At 72.8% G+C, this 20,311-nt stretch carries 19 protein-coding genes and 1 pseudogene; 12 read left to right on the top strand and 8 right to left on the bottom strand.

The annotated features are described in order from the left end of the window. The first annotated feature begins 72 nt into the window (after nucleotides 1-72). Together Mam01_RS04065 and Mam01_RS04060 are read left to right on the top strand one after the other, a co-directional pair. Nucleotides 73-765: a hypothetical protein gene (locus tag Mam01_RS04065; RefSeq protein WP_204284125.1), complete on the top strand. Its 693-nt coding sequence runs from the start codon at nucleotides 73-75 to the stop codon at nucleotides 763-765. Further along, on the top strand, nucleotides 753-1,772 hold the full coding sequence (locus Mam01_RS04060; protein ID WP_373868678.1) for a hypothetical protein: 1,020 nt from the start codon (nucleotides 753-755) through the stop codon (nucleotides 1,770-1,772). Before Mam01_RS04065 ends, Mam01_RS04060 begins: the two co-directional genes overlap by 13 nt. A gap of 68 nt (nucleotides 1,773-1,840) precedes the next feature. Here the strand turns inward: Mam01_RS04060 and Mam01_RS04055 are convergent, their stop codons facing one another. The 5 genes from Mam01_RS04055 to Mam01_RS04035 form a co-directional block, all read right to left on the bottom strand. Beyond that, the gene (locus Mam01_RS04055; protein WP_204284123.1) at nucleotides 1,841-2,341 is read right to left on the bottom strand and encodes a methylated-DNA--[protein]-cysteine S-methyltransferase; all 501 of its coding nucleotides are present in this window, start codon (nucleotides 2,339-2,341) and stop codon (nucleotides 1,841-1,843) included. Nucleotides 2,342-2,467: 126 nt separating this feature from the next. Beyond that, complete coding sequence (locus Mam01_RS04050; protein WP_204284122.1) at nucleotides 2,468-3,994, bottom strand: DNA-3-methyladenine glycosylase 2; 1,527 nt, start codon at nucleotides 3,992-3,994, stop codon at nucleotides 2,468-2,470. Between the two features lie 139 nt (nucleotides 3,995-4,133). Next, on the bottom strand, nucleotides 4,134-5,069 hold the full coding sequence (locus tag Mam01_RS04045; protein WP_204284121.1) for an NYN domain-containing protein: 936 nt from the start codon (nucleotides 5,067-5,069) through the stop codon (nucleotides 4,134-4,136). A gap of 151 nt (nucleotides 5,070-5,220) precedes the next feature. Continuing rightward, nucleotides 5,221-5,445, bottom strand: coding sequence for an acyl-CoA carboxylase epsilon subunit (locus Mam01_RS04040; RefSeq protein WP_150930560.1), 225 nt, complete (start codon nucleotides 5,443-5,445; stop codon nucleotides 5,221-5,223). Further along, complete coding sequence (locus Mam01_RS04035) at nucleotides 5,442-7,031, bottom strand: acyl-CoA carboxylase subunit beta (RefSeq protein WP_204284120.1); 1,590 nt, start codon at nucleotides 7,029-7,031, stop codon at nucleotides 5,442-5,444. Before Mam01_RS04035 ends, Mam01_RS04040 begins: the two co-directional genes overlap by 4 nt. A gap of 249 nt (nucleotides 7,032-7,280) precedes the next feature. Here Mam01_RS04035 and Mam01_RS04030 point away from each other — a divergent pair, with 249 nt between their 5' ends. From Mam01_RS04030 to Mam01_RS04015, 4 genes are all read left to right on the top strand, one after another. Beyond that, nucleotides 7,281-8,063 (top strand): ABC transporter ATP-binding protein, encoded by a 783-nt coding sequence (locus Mam01_RS04030; protein ID WP_204284119.1) that lies wholly within the window; start codon nucleotides 7,281-7,283, stop codon nucleotides 8,061-8,063. Between the two features lie 175 nt (nucleotides 8,064-8,238). Continuing rightward, nucleotides 8,239-9,795 carry a hypothetical protein gene (locus Mam01_RS04025; RefSeq protein ID WP_204284118.1) on the top strand — a complete coding sequence of 519 codons (1,557 nt, stop codon included), beginning with the start codon at nucleotides 8,239-8,241 and terminating at the stop codon, nucleotides 9,793-9,795. A 113-nt stretch (nucleotides 9,796-9,908) separates the two neighbouring features. Then, a complete protein-coding gene (locus Mam01_RS04020; protein ID WP_204284117.1) occupies nucleotides 9,909-10,376 on the top strand; it encodes a hypothetical protein in 468 nt (155 codons plus the stop codon). 79 nt (nucleotides 10,377-10,455) lie between these two features. After that, complete coding sequence (locus Mam01_RS04015; RefSeq protein ID WP_204284116.1) at nucleotides 10,456-13,092, top strand: phosphoenolpyruvate carboxylase; 2,637 nt, start codon at nucleotides 10,456-10,458, stop codon at nucleotides 13,090-13,092. A 118-nt stretch (nucleotides 13,093-13,210) separates the two neighbouring features. Here the strand turns inward: Mam01_RS04015 and fdhD are convergent, their stop codons facing one another. From fdhD to Mam01_RS37590, 3 genes and pseudogenes are all read right to left on the bottom strand, one after another. Next, entirely contained in the window at nucleotides 13,211-14,116 is a 906-nt protein-coding gene (gene fdhD / locus Mam01_RS36340; RefSeq protein WP_239101022.1) for a formate dehydrogenase accessory sulfurtransferase FdhD, read from the bottom strand. Between the two features lie 74 nt (nucleotides 14,117-14,190). Further along, nucleotides 14,191-14,682, bottom strand: a complete 492-nt coding sequence (locus Mam01_RS36335) for a hypothetical protein (protein ID WP_239101021.1) — start codon at nucleotides 14,680-14,682, stop codon at nucleotides 14,191-14,193. A gap of 175 nt (nucleotides 14,683-14,857) precedes the next feature. Beyond that, nucleotides 14,858-15,262, bottom strand: a pseudogene (locus tag Mam01_RS37590) (glycosyltransferase); the annotation flags it as partial. Nucleotides 15,263-15,662: 400 nt separating this feature from the next. Between Mam01_RS37590 and Mam01_RS04005 the strand changes: the two are divergent. The 6 genes from Mam01_RS04005 (at nucleotide 15,663) to bfr (ending at nucleotide 20,201) form a co-directional block, all read left to right on the top strand. Then, nucleotides 15,663-16,490: a biotin--[acetyl-CoA-carboxylase] ligase gene (locus tag Mam01_RS04005; protein WP_204284114.1), complete on the top strand. Its 828-nt coding sequence runs from the start codon at nucleotides 15,663-15,665 to the stop codon at nucleotides 16,488-16,490. A 47-nt stretch (nucleotides 16,491-16,537) separates the two neighbouring features. Further along, nucleotides 16,538-17,050 (top strand): PH domain-containing protein, encoded by a 513-nt coding sequence (locus Mam01_RS04000; protein WP_204284113.1) that lies wholly within the window; start codon nucleotides 16,538-16,540, stop codon nucleotides 17,048-17,050. 111 nt (nucleotides 17,051-17,161) lie between these two features. Continuing rightward, nucleotides 17,162-18,172: an adenylate/guanylate cyclase domain-containing protein gene (locus tag Mam01_RS03995; RefSeq protein ID WP_239101019.1), complete on the top strand. Its 1,011-nt coding sequence runs from the start codon at nucleotides 17,162-17,164 to the stop codon at nucleotides 18,170-18,172. Nucleotides 18,173-18,182: 10 nt separating this feature from the next. Further along, on the top strand, nucleotides 18,183-19,268 hold the full coding sequence (locus Mam01_RS03990) for an S-(hydroxymethyl)mycothiol dehydrogenase (protein ID WP_204284112.1): 1,086 nt from the start codon (nucleotides 18,183-18,185) through the stop codon (nucleotides 19,266-19,268). 257 nt (nucleotides 19,269-19,525) lie between these two features. Next, nucleotides 19,526-19,705, top strand: coding sequence for a (2Fe-2S)-binding protein (locus Mam01_RS03985; RefSeq protein WP_111698258.1), 180 nt, complete (start codon nucleotides 19,526-19,528; stop codon nucleotides 19,703-19,705). A gap of 13 nt (nucleotides 19,706-19,718) precedes the next feature. Next, nucleotides 19,719-20,201, top strand: coding sequence for a bacterioferritin (gene bfr, locus Mam01_RS03980; protein WP_150930537.1), 483 nt, complete (start codon nucleotides 19,719-19,721; stop codon nucleotides 20,199-20,201). The last annotated feature ends 110 nt before the right edge of the window (nucleotides 20,202-20,311 follow it).

Below are 20,311 nucleotides of genomic sequence, written 5' to 3'. Positions count from 1 at the left end.
GACGCTGGATCATCGCCGGCGACCCTTTCTAGGGTGGGCCCGGCGGGGGATCGCGTACTGCGGAGGACCCCTTTGACGCGTCCGGCACTCGCCACAGCGGCGGCCACACTGCTCGTGTCGGCCTGCGCGCTGCTCACGTCGGCCTGCTCGACGCCGGGTGAGGACCACGGCTTCACCCCGGGTGGCGGCGCGAAGGCGCCCGCCGCGGCGGCGGGCGCGACGACCGGGGTGACCGGCGACGACACGGCCGACGGGATGGGCGACGGCGTGGTGACGGCGGCGCCCGGCCTGCGGATCGAGATCGAGTGGCCGGGAGGGCTCGACCCGGTGCAGTCGGCCGTGGTCAAGGCGTTCGCCGACGACTTCACGGCGCAGTGGCGGGCCGTCGGCACCTCCGGTGCGGACCGGTCCTACACCAAGGGGCTCCACCCGGACTCGTCGGCCTACCGGGACGCCGACAAATGGGTCCACGGCTTCCTCAAGGACGGACGCTCGGCCCGGGGCGTCGCCAAGATCTATTCGATGACCGTACCCGCGATCATGGGACGCGGGGCCGAGGCGAACGCCTGCGTCGACCTGACCGGTGTCCGGCTGACCGATGAGGAGGGCACCCCGCTGGCGGCCCAGCCTTCCTGGGTGAAACGCCCGCGAGCGGTCTTCCTGCAGAACGCCGGGCTGCGCCGCGGGAACGACGGCGCCTGGCGAATCGCCATGTACCACCACGCGGACTATCCGGACGAGCGCGCTAAGGAGTGCCTCCGTTGAGCACGAGACCGACAATCGCGGTGATATCCCTGCTGGCGGGAGGCATGCTCGCGGTGCTGACGCCGCTCGCCACGCCGCCCGCGGCGGCGGACCAGGGCGACGGGCCGCACGGCGAGGCCTTCCAGCACGACAGGAAGGCCGGCGTCAGGCTCACCAACTCGCAGATCACGCTGTCCGGCAGCGGGATCGGCGGCAACGGCAACGGCTACCAGATGCCCAATCCCTGCTGGTACGAGCCGAACATGACGGCCGACGAGGCGCGTGACCTCAAGGCGCGGGAGAAGAAGGAGTCGGTGGAGACGGGCGGCGACTACCGGCCGGACCTCGACAAGTTCTCCAGCAAGCTGGACGAGAAGGGCCAGTGGTGGGGCATCGGGTACAACGCGGGCGACCCCAAGGGGGAGGCGTGCGCGGCCGGGCGTGATCCGCTCGTGTGGGTGCCGGAGGGGGACACGCCCGCCGGAGGCATCACGTTCGAGCAGCTCAGGGAGCTCGCCCGGGCCGCGCTGACCGTCCCCGAGCCGACGATCAGGCTGAGCCCGGACGCCAAGAGCTACGTGAACCTGCCGACGTGGGTCTGGCTGCCCGGGGCCGACCAGGCCCCCAGGTCCGTCACCGCCACGCTGCCCGGGGTCATGTCCGCCACCGTCACGGCGAAACCGGCCGACAACAGCATGCACATCGACGCCGGCACCGGCGATGACCGGGCCACGGTCTACGAGAAGAGGTGCGGCGAGACCGGCGAGCCGTACGTCAAGGGCGCCGCCAAGGGCTCGGACGACGACCCTCCATGCGGGGTGCGCTACCTGCGTTCCTCCATCGACCAGCCGAACAAGGTCTACACGCTCACCGTGACGACCACCTGGAACGTCGAGGGCAACGGCCAGAACCTCGGCGGTGGCGCGGGCGACCCGTTCATCTACGCCCCGATCGCCTTCGCGCCGATCCAGGTGAACGCCCAGCGCGACGTGCCCGTCGGGGAGGTCCAGAGCGTCGTCCGGAACTGACCGGCCGCCCGGCTCACCGGGCGGCTCATCAGGCTTGCCGGGTGGCTCGGCTCATCGCGTCGCCCGGCTCAACCGATCACGCCGGACTCGTGGGCGAGCAGCCACTCCTTGACCGGCGTGCCGTAGTAGTAGCCGCCGTAACCGCCGGTCGAGGGCAGCACGCGGTGGCACGGCACGAACGGCGCGACGAGGTTCTGCGCGCAGGCCGATCCGGCGGCCCGCGCGGCGGTCCGGGGCAGCCCCGCCCGCTCGGCCAGCACGGCGTACGACACGGTGGTGCCGGCGGGCACGGCGCGCAGCGCCTCGTACAGGCGCTGCCTGGTGGGCGTGCCCGGCTGCTCGGTGGGAACCCGGTCGAGCGCGTCGATCTTCCCGTCGAGGTATTCGCGGACGGCGAGCGCCGCGTCTCCGAGGTCGTCCTCCCGCAGGGGGAGCGTCCGCAGGGACGGCGAGAGCCGCGCGTACATCTCGCGGGGGTCGGCGGTGAAGCCCGCGGCGACGAGCACGCCGTCATGGGCCAGCAGGGCGAGAGGGCCCACGGGGGTGGGCACGATCTGCGTGAGGATCATCGGTTGTTCACGTCCATGTGTGTCTTGGGCTTGGTCGGTGTCCCCAGGCTCAGGCCGGTCGGTGCCGGGCCGGGGTTGTGACTGAGGTCGCGGTTGGGTTCGTGGTCCGACGCTGGGTGCGGGGGCTCAGGCCGAAGCGGCGCCCGGGTGCGTGTCCAGGGTGAGGGCCGGGGCCGGGGTCTGCTGGGAGGCGTGGCTCCACAGGTGGACCGCCGCGTACGCGCGCCAGGGCCGCCACTCCTCGCTCTCGCCGGCCGTGATGCCGAGCCGGTCCATGGTCCTGCGCAGCACGAGGTCGCCCTCGGGCCAGGCGTCCGGGTCGCGCAGCGCACGTAGCGCGATGTAGCTCGCGGTCCACGGGCCGATGCCGGGGATCGCCAGCAGCCTGGCCGTGGTGTCGGCGGGGTCCTCGGCGCCGTCGAGGTCGATCTCGCCGGAGGCGACCCCCTCGGCCAGCGCCCTGATCGTGGCGGTTCTGCGGGTGGTGAGCCCGAGGCCGTCCAGATCGGCGCCCGCCAGCCGGTCGGCGGTGGGAAACAGCAGCGGGGTCTCGTTCGCCGCCTCCGAGGCGGGGTCCCGGTCCGTGACGGCGGGGGTGCCGGCGCGGGCGGCGATGCGGCCGAGCAGCGTGCGGGCCCCGGCCACCGAGATCTGCTGCCCCACGACGGCCCGGACGGCCGCCTCGAACCCGTCGTACGCTCCCGGGACCCGCAGTCCCGGCCGGGCCTCGACCAGAGGCGCGAGCGATGTGCGGCCGAGGATCTCCCGCACCGCCCCGGGGTCGGCGTCCAGGTCGAGCAGCCGGCGGCACCGCGCCACCAGCGGCGACAGGCGGTGGGCCTCGGTGGTCCGTACGGTGAGCCTGACGTGGTCCGCCGCGGGCCGCAGGGTGATCGAGCCGCCCGGAACGGCTCGGGTGTACGCCGCGACGTCCGCGCCCGCCCAGCGGACCGCCTCCACCCCCGGGACCGCCCGGGCGGCGAGGAAGCGCAGCACCGACTGCGCGTCGTACGGCCGCCGGTGGCCGAGCCGCAGGGTCAGGCCGCTCGCAGGGGAGCACTGCCCCCCGCCGCCGACCGGCCCGTTGCCCTTGCGCAGCTCACCCGGCGCGAAGCCGTACGACTCCTTCATGGCCGCGTTGAACTGCCGTACGCTCCCGAACCCGGCGGCGAACGCGACGTCCGTGATCGGCAGGGTGGTCTCGGTGAGCAGTTGCTTGGCGAGCAGCAGCCGCCGGGTGCGGGCGACGGCGAGCGGCCCGGCGCCGAGTTCGGCGGCGAACAGACGGTGCAGATGGCGCTCGGTCACGTGGAGGCGCCGGGCCAGCCCCGCGACGCCGGAGTCGTCGGCGACGCCGTCGTCGATCAACCGCAGCGCGCGTCCCACCAGGTCGGCGCGGACGTCCCAGCCGGGGTCGCCCGGGCTGAGCTCCGGGCGGCAGCGGCGGCAGGGCCGGAACCCGGCGGCCTCGGCGGCGGCGGCGTGCCGGTAGAAGCGGACGTTCGCCCGTCCGGGGGTGCGGGCCGGGCAGATCGGTCGGCAGTAGATGCCGGTGGTCGTGACAGCCGTGTAGAAACGCCCGTCGAAGCGGGGGTCCCGGGCGGACACGGCCAGGTAGCACGCGTCGAAGTCGAGCTGTCGTGTGGTGGTCACGCACACGACGTTATGCCCAGGCCACCGATGCGGGCTCGCGGAAATCGGACGCGGTCGTCACGTCGCACGATGGCGCTCGCGGCAGGCCGGGCGGTGCGGCGCCGGGCCTTTTCTCGCGCGGCACGGGACGTCGTCGGCGTCACTTGCTGGATATGCCGACCCCGAGGTCGAACTCGCGGTACACCCGGGCCCAGAAGCCGTCGCGCAGCCACACGCGAGCCTCGGGATAGGGCCGCAGGGAATGGCCGAGTTCCTTCTCGGCCTCGATGAGCAGTTCGGTGTCGATCACCGTGGGCAGGATCGGGCCGGGCAGCAGGTCGCGGATGTTGTCCCGGCCGCGCGTCAGGATCCATTTCTGCGCGACGTGCTCACCGACCTCCTCCACGTGGGGCCGGCCCGGGCCCAGTTTGGAGGTCTGGCCGACCGGCGCCTTCGGCGGCATCGGCTTGGCGCGGCTCGCGAAGACCTGGGCGGGCGACGGCGCGGGCGGAACGGGCACCGGCACCGGAGCGCGGGTGAAGAACGGACGCAGGAAGTCGGCGCTGAGGATCTCGACGGTGTCCGACTCCCAGACGAGCCGTTCGGCCTGGTTGGTCCCGAACGGCGGCTCGACGCCCCACAGGTGGACGCGCACCCCGTACGCCTGGGCGGCCTCCACGGCGGGCACCATGTCCTCGTCTCCGGCGATCAGCACGGCGTCGTTCACGGCGTGGTGCCGGGCGAGCGCCTCCAGGTCGCTGCGGATCTGCGCGTCCACGCCCTTCTGCTGGCCACGGGCGTTCAGGTTGCCGAGGCGCACCTTGACCCAGGGCAGCTGGGCGATCACCCGCTGGTCCACCGTGGGCACCCGGTCACGTGCGGCGTCGTACCAGTAGACCCGCAGCAGCTCGCCCGAGATGCTCTGCACGACGTGCTTCTGCAGCGCCTGGATCAACTCGTCCGCGGCGACGCGGTACTCCTTACGCTCCTTGGCGCCTAAGAGAACTTCACCGGCGGCCGCGTAAAGGTAACCCACGTCCACCAGAACGGCATACTTCGCGGCAATCCCATGTGCGCTGAAGTCCGGGATGGCCATGGTGTCCTCCAGGACTCGTCACTAGATGATCAGGCGACTATATTCCCCCGCTTTCTAGATAGTCCCAACTCTTGGGCCAGTTGACACCCGGTTCCGTCGATGTAATCAGGCTGTGGTCCCCGGCTGATCCGCGGCCGATCCCCGGCTGCCGTCACCGGGCGCCGGGGAGGAAGGCGGAGCGCCACGCCCCCGGGCCGTGCGGCAGCGCCGGGCGCATGACGCGCCCCGCGTACCTCCAGTTTCCCCTGGTGGCGGGCCGGGCCTCCCGGGGGGCGTGCGCCGACGCCCGGGCCAGCAGCGCGGCGAGCAGGGCGGCGGTCTCCTCCGGGGTGGCGTCCCCCCGGATGATCTCCAGGTACGGCTCGCGAGTGCTCACAACGGGATGTTCCCATGCTTCTTCGGCGGCAGGACAGCCCGTTTGTTGCGCAGTGCCCGCAGCGCGCGGACGATCCGGACCCGGGTGTCCGACGGCCGGATCACCGCGTCCACGTAGCCGCGCTCGGCGGCGAGGTACGGGTTGGCCAGCGTGTCCTCGTACTCGGAGACGAACCTCGCTCGCGCCGTGTCCGGCTCGTCGGCGGCGGCCAGTTCACGCCGGTAGAGGATGTTGACCGCACCCTGCGCCCCCATCACCGCGATCTGGGCGGTGGGCCACGCCAGGTTGATGTCCGCGCCGAGGTGCTTGGACCCCATGACGTCGTACGCCCCGCCGTACGCCTTGCGGGTGATGACGGTGACCAGCGGCACGGTCGCCTCGGCGTAGGCGTAGAGGAGCTTGGCGCCGCGCCGGATGATGCCGTTCCACTCCTGGTCGGTGCCCGGGAGGAAGCCCGGCACGTCGACGAAGGTCAGCACCGGGATGTTGAAGGCATCGCAGGTGCGGACGAACCGGGCGGCCTTCTCGGACGCGGCGATGTCGAGCGTCCCGGCGAAGCTCATCGGCTGGTTGGCGACGACGCCCACCGAACGCCCCTCGACCCGGCCGAAGCCGACCAGGATGTTCGGCGCGAAGCCCGCGTGGATCTCCAGGAACTCCCCGTCGTCGAGGACGTGTTCGAGCACCGTGTGCATGTCGTACGGCTGGTTGGCCGAGTCGGGGATCAGCGTGTCGAGCACGAGGTCCTCGTCGGTCGTCTCCAGGACCGCCTCCGCCTCGAAGGCTGGCGGGTCGTCCATGTTGTTGGACGGCAGGAACGACAGCAGCGCCCTGGCGAAGTCGAGGCAGTCCTGCTCGTCGGACGCCTCGTAGTGGGCGACGCCGCTGCGGGAGTTGTGCGTGTGCGCCCCGCCCAGCTCCTCGAACGTCACCTCCTCGCCGGTGACGGTCTTGATGACGTCCGGCCCGGTGATGAACATGTGCGACTTCTCCCGGACCATCAGGACGAAGTCGGTCAGCGCGGGGGAGTAGACCGCGCCGCCGGCGCACGGGCCCATGATCAGCGAGATCTGCGGGATCACCCCGGAGGCGTGCACGTTGCGCTTGAAGATCTCGGCGTACAGGCCGAGGGAGACCACGCCCTCCTGGATGCGCGCGCCGCCCGAGTCGTTGATCCCGATCACCGGGCAGCCGGTCTTGAGCGCGTGGTCCATCACCTTGACGATCTTCTCGCCGAAGACCTCGCCCAGCGAGCCGCCGAACACGGTGAAGTCCTGCGCGAACACCGCGACCGGGCGGCCGTCCACTGTGCCGTACCCGGTCACGACCCCGTCGCCGTACGGCCGCTCGCGGTCCAGGCCGAAGGCGGTCGCCCGGTGCCTGGCCAGCTCGTCGAACTCCACGAACGAGCCCTCGTCGAGGAAGGCCGCGACCCGCTCGCGGGCCGTCATCTTGCCCTTGGCGTGCTGCTTGTCCACCGCTCGCGCGGAGCCTGCGTGGGCCGCCTCGCCGAGGCGCCGCTCCAGGTCGGCGATCTTGCCGGCGGTGGTGTGGATATCGATCTCGTGGGCGCGTTCCGCGCTCATCGTTCCCTCACCGTTCCTCGCATGCTCAGCGGCCCCGGGTCCCGAGATGCGCTCCAGGCCGCGTCGGATCCATGGCCGACAGGTTAACGAGACTTCCGCCGCGAGGTCGCGCCGGGGCGCGGCCGGAAGCCGCCCGGGAGGCGTCAGGGAGGCGTCCGGGAGGAACGGAGGTCGCCTGTCGTTCGTTCGGCTTTTACAACCAGGCCTTCACGACCAGGCCTTCATGACGACGGCGGAGAAGGGGGCGCGATGGCTGACGCCGTACGCACGCAGGGCTTGTACAAGCGCTTCGGGCGGCAGGTGGCCGTCGGCGGGGTCGACCTGGTCGTGCCGAAGGGCGGTTTCGCCGGCCTGGTCGGCCCCAACGGCGCGGGCAAGACGACGACGCTGAGCATGATCACCGGGTTGCTGCGCCCCGACGGCGGGCGGATCGAGATCGACGGCCACGACGTGTGGGCCGATCCCGTCGCCGCCAAGGCGCGGATCGGCGTGCTGCCCGAGGGCCTGCGGCTGTTCGAACGGCTGTCCGGCCGCGAGTTGCTGCTGTACGGCGGCCAGTTGCGCGGCATCCCCCTGGACGAGGCCGGCAGGCGCGCCGACGAGCTGCTCAGGGTCATGGACCTGGTCGAGGCCCAGGACAAGCTGGTGGTCGACTACTCGACCGGCATGCGCAAGAAGATCGGCCTCGCGGCGGCGCTGCTGCACAACCCGCGCGTGCTGTTCCTCGACGAGCCGTTCGAGGGCGTCGACCCGGTCTCGGCCAACACGCTGGCCGAGGTGCTGCGCAGATACACCGCCTCGGGCTCCACCGTCGTCTTCTCCAGCCACGTGATGGACCTGGTCGAGCGGTTGTGCGACTGGGTGTCGGTGATGAACGGCGGGCTCGTCGTCGCGCAGGGCCCGCTCGACGACGTACGGCGGGGCCGCACGCTCAACGAGGCCTTCCTCGACCTCGTCGGCGCACGGGGCGACTGGGACGCACGCGGCAACGGGGAGGAGGGCCTGTCGTGGCTGGGCACCCCGGCCTCCTGACCGCGCGGCCCGTCGGCCTCCTGACCGCCTCGCACACGCGCCCGCTGACCGCGCGACCCTCCGGCCTCCCGGCCGCCTCGCACACGTGCCCCCTGACCGTTCCGTACGCGGACCTCCTGACCGGTCCGCACGCGGGCCCCCTGACCGCGCGGCCCGCCGGACCGGGGAGCGCGTCATGACGTGGCTGTTCGTCCGGATGAAGCTCAGCCTCGTCCGCGGGGGCCTGCGCGGTGAGACCGCCAAGCAGCTGGGCTTCGCCTTCTCGTTGCTCGCCGCCGTCCTCATGGCGGTCGCGGGGTTCGGGCTGCTGGCACTCGTACGGTTCGCGCCGCACGACATCGCGCTCGACGTCGTGCCGGTGGCGTTCGCGATGTTCGCCGCCTGGTGGATCGTCGTGCCGCTGATGGCCTTCGGCCTGGACGAGACGCTCGACCCGGCCCGGCTGGCCCTGTTCCCGCTGACCACCCGGCAGCTCGCGACCGGCCTGTTCGCCGCGTCGGTCGCCGGGCCGTGGCCGATCGCCTCGCTGGTCGCGCTCTTCGGCGGCCTGGTCGCGCTCGCCCACGGACCGGGCGGGGTGCTGCTCGGGGTGCCGGCGGTGGTCCTCCAGTTCGCCTTCTGCATCGTGCTCTCCCGCCTGGTGACCACCGCGTTGTCCGGCGCGCTGCGCACCCGCCGGGGCCGCGACGTGCTCGCGGTCGCCGCCGTCTTCGGCGTGCTGTTCGCCCAGTTGCCGAACCTGCTGCTCAACCGGAGGCTGGCGGGCGACCCGGCGGGGATGCTGGCGTCGGCGGCGGACGTCCTGCGCTGGACGCCGCCCGGCCTGGCCGCGCACGCGATCGCCGACGGCGGGCTCGCCGGTGTGGCCGACCTGGTCGTCGTCGCGGTGGCGGTGGTCCTCCTGGGCTGGCTGTGGATCGCCGCGCTGCGGCACGCGCTGGTGCGGCCCGACTCCTCCAACCAGAGCGGCGGCTCGGTGCGGCGGTCCTGGGCCGGCGGGCTCCTGCCGGACGGCATGATCGGCGCCGTCGTCGCCAAGGAGCTGAAGTACGCCCGCAGGGAGCCGCGTGGCCGGGTGAACTGGATCGCCGCGATCTTCGTGAGCGCGGTCGTCATGTTCTCCCTGCACGGGCCCGGCGGCTCGGCGGGGCCCGCGTCCGCGATCGGCCCCGCCTGCCTGGCCGCCCTGGTGATCGGGCTGCAGTCGGCCAACTCCTTCGGCATCGACGGAAGGTCGCTGTGGATGAACGCGGTGGCCTTCGGCACGCCGCGCGACCTGCGCACCGACCTCGCCGGGCGGCACCTCGCCATGGCGGTCATCGCGGTGCCGCTGCTGGCGCTGGCGTCGCTGGCCGCCGCCCTGGTGGCGGGTGACGCCGGCTGGGCCCCCGCCGCCGCGCTCACCGCGTGGGGCGTGCTCGGCGTCGGCATGGGAGTCGGCGCGCTCACCAGCGTGACCGTCCCGTACACCTATCCCGACCGGCTCAACGCCTTCAGCGGCGCGGCGCCCGGGCAGGGCGGGCAGGCCTTCGCCTCGTCCTTCGCCACGATGCTCGCCGTCGCCGCGCTCGCGCTGCCCGTCGTCCTTCCGGTCCTGCTCGGCACGACCTGGCTCGCCGTGCTCGCGGTGCCGTACGGCGTGGCGGTCGCCTGGGCGGGCCGCCGGCTCGCGTCCGGCATCGGCTTCGCCCGGCTCCCCGAACTCCTCGCCGCCGTCTCCCGCCCCACCTGACTGCGCCTTCTGCCCCGTCTGTCACGTAACAGAGCGGTCGCGAAGTCCTTGTGGTGTTGCGGGCGTTATGGGCTGTCCCTATAACGGTCTGGACCGTTCTAAGGGGATGAATGATGCACGACCGCAGGCGGCTGGGCCGCGCGATCTGGGCGCCGCTTGCCGCGGCGGCGCTGAGCGGACTGGTGATCGGAGCGCTGGCGCGCCTCCTGATGCGGGGGATCAACCTGGCCATCGACGGACGGACCGGTTTCTCCCTGGTGGGCACGGTGGCGATCATCGTCGCCTTCGTCGTGTTCGCCCTGCCCGCGGCGGCGACCGCGACCGCGCGCCCGGCGGTCAGGCGCGCCGGCCGGTGGGTGACCGCCGCGGTCACCGGGCTGATGGCCGTCAGGACGGGGCTCGGCGACGCGAAGACGATCCTGCTGGCGGACGACGACCAGCTGACGCTGATCACCTTCCTGGTCGTCGCCTTCGCCGCCGCCGTGGCGGCCCACGGCCTGTTCGCCCAGCACCTCACTCTCCGCATCAGACGGCTCCCGGCGGCCGTCGTCACCCCCGCCGAGGTGGTCGGGACAATCTGATCTGTCCCTTTTCAGTGGTCTAGTCCAATTAGTGAGACCGCCCTCGGGGCGCGAAGCGTCATTCGCTAGCCTTCCAACCATGGCCGCCATCGCTCCTGCCGAACGACACAACGCCGTAGCGGAGATGCCGGATGAGCTCCGCGCGGACGTGCGCCTCCTGGGTGGACTGCTGGGTCAGGTGATCGCCGAGCACGGCGGCCCCGACCTCCTCGCCGACGTGGAACGGCTCCGGAAGGCGGTGATCGCGGCCCGGCGCCGGGAGACGACCGCCGACGAGGTCGCGGCCCTGGTCGCCGAATGGCCCGTCGACCGCGCCGTGCAGATCGCCCGCGCCTTCACCTGCTACTTCCACCTCGCCAACCTCGCCGAGGAGCACTACCGGGTGCGTACGCTCCGGCAGCGCGACAAGGACGACGTGCCGCTGCGCGAGTCGCTCGCCGAGGCCGTCCAGCGGCTGCGCGGGGACGACCGCCTCCAGGAGCTGATCGACGGGCTGGAGTTCCGGCCGGTGCTCACCGCGCACCCGACCGAGGCGCGGCGGCGCGCGATCGTCACCGCCATCCAGCGGATCAGCGCGCAACTCGACGCGTACAACATGCCGGGACGGGGGGCGGCCGAGCGCGAGGAGGCCCACCGGCGGCTGCTGGAGGAGATCGACCTCCTCTGGCGGACCGCGCAGCTCCGGCACACCAAGCTCGACCCCCTGGACGAGGTCCGCACCGCGATGGCGGCGTTCGACGAGACGCTCTTCCGCACGGTGCCGCTGATCTACCGGTCGCTCGACGCGGCGCTCGGCCCGGGCACCGGGACGCGGGAGCCGCAGGCGAAGGCGTACATCCGCTACGGAAGCTGGATCGGCGGCGACCGCGACGGCAACCCCAACGTCACCGCCAAGGTGACCAGGGAGGCCATGCAGATCCAGGCCGAGCACGTGCTCATCGCGCTGGAGAACGCCACCACCAGGATCGGCAGGTCGCTGACCCTGGCCGGCGCCTACACGCCGCCGTCCGCCGAGCTGCGCGCCGCGCTCGCCCAGGCGGAGGACGACCACCCCGACCTGGTGTCGGAGATGGCCACCCGCTCCCCGATGGAGCCGCACCGCCAGTGGCTGATGTTCGTGGCGGCCAAGATCGCCGCGACCCGCCGTCGTGACCTCGATCTCGCCTACCGCGCCCCGGCGGAGCTGCTCGCCGACCTGCGGCTCGCGCAGGACTCCCTGCGCGGCGCCGGCGCCGTACGGCAGGCGTACGGCGAGTTGCAGCACCTGATCTGGCAGGTCGAGACCTTCGGCTTCCACCTGGCGGAGCTGGAGGTGCGCCAGCACTCGGCGGTCCACGCGGCGGCGCTGCAGGAGATCGCGTCCGGCACGGTGTCCGAGCGCACCGAGGAGGTCCTGGCCACGATCCGGGTGATCGGCTGGATCCAGGAGCGCTTCGGCGTGACCGCCTGCTCCCGGTACGTCGTCTCGTTCACCCGGTCGGCCGACGACATCGCCGCCGTGTACGAGCTCGCCCGGCACGCCCTCGGCGACCGCGCCCCGGTGCTCGACGTGGTTCCGCTGTTCGAGTCGGGTGAGGACCTCGACAACTCCACGACGGTCCTGGAGGGCATGGCCGCGCTGGAGCCGGTGCGCAGGCGGCTGGCGACCAACGGGCGGCGGATGGAGGTCATGCTCGGCTACTCCGACTCGGCCAAGGAACTCGGCCCGGCGGCGGCCACCCTGCGCCTGTACGACGCGCAGGCGGCGCTGACCGCCTGGGCGGCGGCCAACGACATCCGGCTCACGCTCTTCCACGGCCGCGGCGGCGCGCTCGGCCGCGGCGGCGGCCCGGCCAACCGAGCCGTGCTCGCCCAGGCCCCCGGGTCGGTGGCCGGACGGTTCAAGGTCACCGAGCAGGGCGAGGTCATCTTCGCCCGGTACGGCCACTCCGCCATCGCCAAGCGCCACATCGAGCAGGTCACCAACGCCGTGCTGCTGGCGTCCACCTCGGCGGTGGAGTCGAGCACGGCCGAGGCGGCGGCCAAGTTCCGCCGGCTCGCCGACCTCGTCGCCTCGGCCTCCGAGCGCGCGTACCGGGGACTGACCGAGGCCCAGGGCTTCCCCGAGTGGTTCGCGCTGGTCAGCCCGCTGGAGGAGCTCGGCTCGCTGCGGCTCGGCTCCCGGCCCGCACGGCGCGGTCTCGGCGCGCCCCGCTCGCTCGACGACCTGCGTGCCATCCCGTGGGTCTTCTCGTGGGCGCAGACCCGGGTCAACCTCCCCGGCTGGTACGGCCTCGGCAGCGGCCTCGCCGCCGTGGTCACCGACGGCGGCATGGCCGAACTGCGCGCGGCGTACCGGGAGTGGCCGCTGTTCGCCGCGATGCTGGACAACGCGGAGATGTCGCTGGCCAAGACCGACCGCGCCATCGCGTCCCGCTACCTGGGGCTGGGCGGCCGGAGCGACTTCGCCGAGCAGGTCCTGGAGGAGTACGACCTGACGAGGCGGCTGGTGCTGGAGGTGACCGGCCACACGCGCCTGCTGGAGAACCGGCGGGTCCTCTCACGGGCCGTGCAGCTTCGCGACCCGTACGTGGACGCGCTCAGCCACCTGCAACTGCGCGCGCTGTCGGCGCTGCGGGCGTCCGGCGACCTGTCGGAGGAGGAGCGCGAGCGCCTGTCCACGCTGCTGCTGCTGAGTGTGAACGGCGTCGCCGCCGGTCTCCAGAACACCGGCTGACCGGCCGGTCCGGCGTGCGGGCGCAGGTGAACGGGCGCCCGCACGCTGCTCGGCCCGCCGCGGCTTCGGCCGCGGCCGCGGGGAGTCACGCCGCGGCTTCGGCCGCGGCGGCGGGGAGTCACGGCGCGGGAGAGGCCGGAGCCGACGGCTCCCGCTCGACGTCGATCCTCTCCGGGCAGGCGTAGACGTTGAAGCGCTCGTCGCGCAGGAACCCCACGAGCGTGACGCCGAACTCGCGGGCGAGGTCGACGGCGAGCGACGAGGGCGCGGAGACGGCGCAGACGATCTGGATCCCGGCGCTCGCGGCCTTCTGCATGATCTCGTAGCTGACGCGGCCGCTGACCAGCAGGACGTGCCGGTCGAGGGGCAGCGTGCCGCCCATCAGCGCCCAGCCGACCAGCTTGTCGACCGCGTTGTGCCGCCCCACGTCCTCCCGTACGGCCACGGGGGCGCCCTTGGGCGTGAACAGCCCGGCGGCGTGCAGCCCGCCCGTCTTCCCGAACACCCCCTGGGCCGCGCGCAGCCGGTCCGGCAGGGCGTAGAGGGTCGCGGCGGACACGCCGACCGGCGGGCGTACGACCGGCGGCGCACAGCGATCACGCAGGGCGTCCAGGCTGGCCGTGCCGCAGACGCCGCACGCGCTCGACGTCAGGAAGTTCCGCTGGACGGAGGTCATGTCGGGCAGTTCGGGCGCGGTGAGCCGTACGGTCACGGTGTTGTAGCGCGCCTCGGGGTCCAGGTCCTCGTCCGTGCAGTAGCCGATGGCGGCGATGCCGCCGGGGCCGACGATGCCCTCGCCGTGCAGGAACCCCGCCGCGAGCTCGAAGTCCGCGCCCGGCGTCCGCATCGTGATCGCCACCGTGCGGGCGTCGCCGCCCGCGGCCAGCAGCCGGATCTCCAGCGGTTCCTCGGTCGCGAGGTCGTCCCGCCGGTCGCGTACGGCCGATCCCGACACCCTCCGGACGTAGAACCGCGTGACCGGCCCCGGACGGGCCGGCAATCCCTCCCCGCCGTCCCCTCGCATCTGCTTCCTCCTCTGGCGGCATGGCTGCCGCTCTTTCCCGTACGCAGCCTGCCACGCCTCGTCCCGGCCTCGTCTCAGGGGTCCTCCGCCGGGCGGCGCGGGGGAGGGCCGCCGTCGCACAGGGTGGTCATGAGGCGGGTCCCGGCGCGGGCGACGGACGCCACGGAGACGTCGGCCATGCAGGCAGGGCCCGCCGGGGACCCCGCCGCGGACAACGGGCACGCGGCGGTCCACCAGCACGGCTGCTCGGTGATCGCGACGGGCCTCCGGTGCGGGCACCCCGGCAACCCCTGAAGGTCCACCGCGCGTGTCCCGGAGTCGGCACGCTCGCTCACCGAGCCGGGCGCGCCGGGGAGCCCGGGAAGGCCGGGAAGGCCGCCGGAGCCGGAATCGCCGAACACGCCGCCGGGGGGAACGGCGAGGCGGGAATCGCCGGGCATGTCGCCGTCGGGGAAAACGGTGGAACCGGCGATGCCGTACCTCCCGGCCCAGGTGGGGCCGAACAGCCCGACCGTGGCCGCGCCGGACGCGGCGGCGAGGCGCAGCGGGCCGGTGTCGCCGCCCACGACCACGGCGCCCCTTCTCGCCCTGCCTGGGGAGATCCCGGTGGGGGCCGGGCAGGGCTTCGTACAGGGTCCGGTGAGCGGCGGCGACGCGGGACCAGGAGTGGTGGTCGGCGAGGCGCCGGGCGGCCCCGGCCATCCGCCGCCGCAGGCCCGTATCGTCCAGCAGCGCGCCGACGGCACGCGCCACGGCGGCGGCGTCGCGGCGCGCCGGGATCACGGCGGCGGCCTCCCCGAGCGGAAGCGCCGGGTCGGGTTCGTCCGGCACGGTGACCGCGACCGGCAGACCGTGCGCCAACATCGTGAGCAGTGCGCTGCTCTTGGTCGTGACCCCGGCGGTGAAGGGCAGCACGCCCGCGTCGGCCGCGTGCAGGAGCTCCGACACCCGGGCGGCGGGCAGGTGCCCGGTGAACGTCACCGCGTCCGCCATGCCGTGCCGCGCGGCCAGCGCCTCCAGCTCCGCGCGGAAGGCCCGCGCCTCCGCCTCCGGCAGCGCCTGGGACGCGAAGCCGCCCACGACCAGCAGGCGCAGCCCGGGACGGCCGGTCCAGAGCGTGGGCAGGGCCTCGACCAGCTGACGCACGACGAGGCGCTCGGCGTAGTCGCCGACGCCGACGCCGACGCCGTCGCGGTGCGCGGGCCCGGGACCGTGGACCACGGCCACGCGGATCTCTCTCGCCACGGTCGCCTCCCTCAGCCGGCGCTGGGCCCGGGGGCTTTCCCCGGCAAACCCCGATTCGCGCAGGTCACGCCCGGGTCCTGGGTCCGTCGTACGGGCGCGGCGGCCTCCGGCAGCATGCCCCCACGGCCGCCGAGAGCCCGCGCTGAGGCTGCCTGGGACCCCTCCCGGAAAACCGGCCCGGACCCGCTCTCAGCTCGCCTGGGGACCCTCCTGGCGCCCCGCGCTGAGGCCTATCGAGGCGGCGGGCCGCCGATGTGGCTTCGCGGAGGTGGGGGCGGCCCCCGGCCGATAGCCTGGACGCGTGCCCGACTCGCCGTACGCCGACCTCGATCGGCCTCCGCTGTCCGAGACCGCGCTGACCAGGGCGCTGGTGCGCCCCGGATCGCTGTGGTCGTCCGTGCGCGTGGTCGAGCGGACCGGTTCCACCAACGCCGACCTCGCGAAGACCGTGCGGGACACCCCCGGTGAGGGCGCCGTGCTGGTCGCGGAGGCGCAGTTCGCGGGCCGGGGACGGCTCGGCCGCCCCTGGAGCGCGCCGCCGCGCTCGGGGCTGACGTTCTCGATGCTGCTGCGGCCGGAGGTGCCGCTCGCGCGGCAGGGCTGGCTGGCCCTGCTGGTGGGTCTCGCCGCCGCCTCCGCCGTACGGCGGATCGCCGAGCTGGACGTACGGCTGAAGTGGCCGAACGACCTCATGATCGGGGAGCGCAAACTGGCCGGCATCCTGGCCGAGCGGGTCGACCGGGTGGTCGTCATCGGCATGGGCCTCAACGTCTCGCTGCGACGGGAGGAACTGCCCGTCGAGCGGGCCACGTCCCTCGCGGTGGAGAACGCCGCCTGCACCGACCGCGACCCGCTGCTGCGCGCGATCCTGCGGGAGGTCGAGTCGCACTACCGCGACTGGGTGGCCGCCGACGGCGACCCGGACGCCTCGGGCCTGCGCGCGGCCTATCTCGCCTGGTCGGCGACCGTGGGCCAGGACGTACGGGTCGAACTGCCCGGCGAGCGGGTGCTCACCGGCCGGGCCGCCGGCATCGACCCGGCGGGCCACCTGATCGTGCGCGGCGAGGACGGGGAGCACTCGCTCAGCGCCGGCGACGTCGTTCACGTCCGCCCTGGGTCGATCACGTAGCCCGGGAACGCATGCGAACGACCCGGGATCGTGTCACGATTTGCGCCATGGGTCTCCCGGATCACTATCTGGCCGAGGGCGAGCGGGTCGTTCTGTCGTTCCATCCGCACTGGAAGCGGCTCATCCTGCCGGTTCTCGCCTTCGTCGTCGTCCTGGCCGCCGCCGTCGCGGCCTTCATCCTCATTCCCGGCGACTACGAGTACGCGGGGCTCGCCCGCGGTGCGGTGGCCGTAGTCGCCTTCGTGGCGCTGGTCCTGTGGACGCTCATCCCCTATCTGCGCTGGGTGACGACCTCCTACACGCTGACCTCGCACCGCTTCGCCATCAGCCTCGGGGTGCTGAACAAGTCGGAGGACGACATCCCGCTGGCCAAGGTCAGCAGCGTGAGCTCCGACCAGCGGTTCCTGGAGCGCATCCTGGGCTGTGGCACGCTCCGGGTCGAGTCGGCCTCGGAGAAGGGCGACATCGACTACCGGGACATCCCCCAGATCCAGCGCGTACGGCACGAGCTGTTCCGGCTGGTGGAGGATGCCGCCGACGGGAAAATCGACGGGGAGTAGGGAGCGTCTGACAAATGCTGCCCGTCGCGAGCTGGGCCACGCGCAGCAGGGCATGATTCGTCAGGCACGACCTAAGCGGCACGGACCACGTGCCGTACGGGGGAGGGAGACGTGGAGACAAGCGGGCGGCCCGGCGCCGACGACATGCGGCGGCTGTTTCTGGGGCCGCCGCCGGTGTACACGCGGCGGCAGGTCGCCGAGGCGGCGGGGATCCCGCAGGAGCTCGCCGCGCGGATCTGGCGGGCCCTGGGCTTCGCGACGTTCGCCGACGACGCGGTGGCGTTCACGGACGCCGATCTGGAGGCCCTGCACCGCATCCGCGACCTGCTGGACGCGGAGATGCTCGACGAGCGGTCCGTGATCCGCATGGCCCGCGCGCTCGGCCGCAACACCGCGCGGCTCGCGCAGTGGCAGGCGGAGATCATGGTGGACGCGCTGATCGAGCCCGGGGCGCGGCCGGGCGAGGAGCGGCTCCGGCAGGTGATGGACACGGTCAGCCGCCTGCTGCCGGACTTCGAGCGGACGCTGGTGCACGTCTGGCGGTCGCAGCTCGCCGCGACCGCGAGCCGGCTGGTCAGCCTCGCCGAGCCCGGCGAGCCGGGTGGGGAGGCCTCTCCGACCCGCCCGAGGCTCGCGGTCGGGTTCGCCGACCTCGTCGCCTTCACCCGGGTGTCCCGGGAACTGGACGAACTGGCGCTGGCCGACCTGGTCGAGGGGTTCGAGTCACGGGCCTCCGACGTGATCGCCGCCCACGACGGGCGGCTGGTGAAGACGCTCGGCGACGAGGTGCTCTTCACGGCCTCGGGCCCGCGCACCGCGGCCCTGATCGCGCTCGACCTGCTCGACGAGCTCAAGCGGGACGCCGAGGGGCCGGACGTGCGGGTCGGGCTGGCGTACGGCCCGGTGCTGCCCGCGATGGGCGACGTCTTCGGTACGACGGTGAACCTGGCGGCGCGGCTCACCGCCATCGCCCGGCCGGGCACGATCCTCGCCGACAGCGAGATGGCCGCGGCGCTCACCGGGGCCTCCGGCGTCGACCTGGTGAAACTGCGCCGCCGCCCCGCACGCGGGCTCGGCGTCGTGGAGCCGTATGTTCTGAGGAGATCCAGCAGAGAGAGTTGAGGTGCGGGGCATGCCGTACGAAGTCCAGGGCGTGGTGGCACGGGGCAAGGGAGAGGCGGTGACACTGGAGACGGTCGTCGTCCCGGACCCGGGGCCCGGCGAGGCGGTCGTGAACGTGCAGGCCTGCGGCGTCTGCCACACCGATCTCCACTACCGCGAGGGCGGCATCAACGACGAGTTCCCGTTCCTGCTGGGCCATGAGGCCGCGGGCGTCGTCGAGGCGGTCGGCGAGGGCGTGACCGAGGTCGCGCCGGGCGACTACGTCATCCTCAACTGGCGCGCGGTCTGCGGGCAGTGCCGGGCGTGCCTGCGGGGCCGGCCGTGGTACTGCTTCAGCACCCACAACGCCGCCCAGAAGATGTCCCTGGCCGACGGCACCGCGCTCAGCCCGGCGCTCGGCATCGGGGCGTTCGCGGAGAAGACCCTGGTGGCTGCGGGCCAGTGCACGAAGGTCGACGCGGCGGCCATCCCGGCCGTCGCCGGCCTCCTCGGCTGCGGCGTGATGGCGGGCCTCGGTGCCGCGATCAACACCGGCGGCGTCACCCGCGGCGACTCGGTGGCGGTGATCGGCTGCGGCGGCGTGGGCAACGCGGCGATCCTCGGGTCGAACCTCGCCGGGGCGCGGACGATCATCGCGGTGGACGTCGACGACCGCAAGCTCGACTGGGCCCGCCGCTTCGGCGCCACCCACACCGTCAACTCGCGCGAGGCCGACCCCGTGGCGGCGATCCGCGACCTGACCGGTGGTTTCGGCGCCGACGTGGTGATCGAGGCGGTGGGCCGCCCGGAGACGTACAAGCAGGCCTTCTACGCCCGCGACCTCGCCGGGACCGTCGTGCTCGTCGGCGTGCCGACGCCCGAGATGACCCTCGAACTCCCCCTGCTCGACGTGTTCGGCCGCGGCGGCGCGCTCAAGTCGTCCTGGTACGGCGACTGCCTGCCCAGCCGCGACTTCCCGATGCTGATCGACCTCTATCTGCAGGGACGGCTCGACCTCGACGGGTTCGTCTCCGAGACCATCGCCCTCGACCAGGTCGAGGAGGCGTTCGGCAAGATGCACCGCGGGGAGGTGCTGCGCTCCGTCGTGGTGCTCTGAGTCACGGTGCTCTGAGTCACGGTGCTCTGAGTCACGGTGCTCTGAGTCACGGTGCTTTGAGTCGTGGTGCTCTGACCTCCGCGGACGGCGGCCCGCCTCGGCGACAGGGGCGGCGTTCCGGCTCCCGGGTCCTCCTCGGACAGCGGGTTTGCCGGACGCCGCCCCTTTCTGTGCGCTGGATCACGTAGGCGAGCCTAACCAAAGTGGGTTATCTTAGGTATGCCTAACCTTCCTCATGATCCCTGAGAGGGCGATCCATGTACGTGTGCATCTGCCGCGCGGTCACCGAGAACGAGGTGCACGACTGCATCGCCGCGGGGGCGCGGACGGCTCGTCAGGTGCGGGACGCCACCGGCGCCGGAGGGGACTGCGCGTCATGTGTCCGAAAGATCTGTGCCATCCTGAAACGGTCAGACGACCTGGTCACCAGCGCATAGATCGAGGTACGCGATGCAGGGCGACAAGGAGATCATCGCGCTGCTCAACGAGCAGCTCACCTCCGAGCTCACCGCCATCAACCAATACTTCCTGCACGCCAAGCTGCAGGAGAACTGGGGATACACCAAGCTCGCCGCCTTAACGAGGGCGGAGTCGATAGACGAGATGCGGCACGCGGAGGAGCTCACCGACCGGATCCTCTTCCTGGAGGGCCTGCCGAACTACCAGAAGCTCAACACCCTCCACATCGGCCAGACCGTCAGGGAGCAGCTCCAGGCCGACCTGGAGCTTGAGGTCGAGGTGGTCAAGCGGCTGCGGCCGGGGATCGCCCTCATGCGGGAGCGGGGAGACTTCACCTCCGCCACGCTCTTCGAGCGGATCCTCGCCGACGAGGAGCACCACATCGACTACCTGGAGACCGAGCTCGGGCTCCTGGACAGCCTGGGCGAGCAGTCCTACCTCCAGCGGTACGCGGAGCCGCCGTCGCCCGCCTGAGGCCCGCCCGGAGTCTCGTCCGGAGGTCGGCCGAAACTCGCGAATACAGATGGACAACGCCCGTCGACATCGGTTCGGCGGGCGTTTCTCATGTCATTATCCGTATTGAT

Origin of the sequence: Microbispora amethystogenes (assembly GCF_016863015.1) — a bacterium.
Classification (GTDB): Bacteria; Actinomycetota; Actinomycetes; order Streptosporangiales; family Streptosporangiaceae; genus Microbispora; species Microbispora amethystogenes.
This window is presented reverse-complemented; position numbering and strand designations above follow the sequence as displayed.

Coding starts and splice junctions, on each gene's coding strand:
- Mam01_RS04055 (WP_204284123.1), bottom strand. CDS start 2,341: ATGATCCTCACGCAGATCGTGCCCACCCCCGTGGGCCCTCTCGCCCTG.
- Mam01_RS04045 (WP_204284121.1), bottom strand. CDS start 5,069: ATGGCCATCCCGGACTTCAGCGCACATGGGATTGCCGCGAAGTATGCC.
- Mam01_RS04035 (WP_204284120.1), bottom strand. CDS start 7,031: ATGAGCGCGGAACGCGCCCACGAGATCGATATCCACACCACCGCCGGC.
- Mam01_RS04030 (WP_204284119.1), top strand. CDS start 7,281: ATGGCTGACGCCGTACGCACGCAGGGCTTGTACAAGCGCTTCGGGCGG.
- Mam01_RS04025 (WP_204284118.1), top strand. CDS start 8,239: ATGACGTGGCTGTTCGTCCGGATGAAGCTCAGCCTCGTCCGCGGGGGC.
- Mam01_RS04020 (WP_204284117.1), top strand. CDS start 9,909: ATGCACGACCGCAGGCGGCTGGGCCGCGCGATCTGGGCGCCGCTTGCC.
- Mam01_RS04015 (WP_204284116.1), top strand. CDS start 10,456: ATGGCCGCCATCGCTCCTGCCGAACGACACAACGCCGTAGCGGAGATG.
- fdhD (WP_239101022.1), bottom strand. CDS start 14,116: ATGCGAGGGGACGGCGGGGAGGGATTGCCGGCCCGTCCGGGGCCGGTC.
- Mam01_RS04000 (WP_204284113.1), top strand. CDS start 16,538: ATGGGTCTCCCGGATCACTATCTGGCCGAGGGCGAGCGGGTCGTTCTG.
- Mam01_RS03990 (WP_204284112.1), top strand. CDS start 18,183: ATGCCGTACGAAGTCCAGGGCGTGGTGGCACGGGGCAAGGGAGAGGCG.
- Mam01_RS03985 (WP_111698258.1), top strand. CDS start 19,526: ATGTACGTGTGCATCTGCCGCGCGGTCACCGAGAACGAGGTGCACGAC.
- bfr (WP_150930537.1), top strand. CDS start 19,719: ATGCAGGGCGACAAGGAGATCATCGCGCTGCTCAACGAGCAGCTCACC.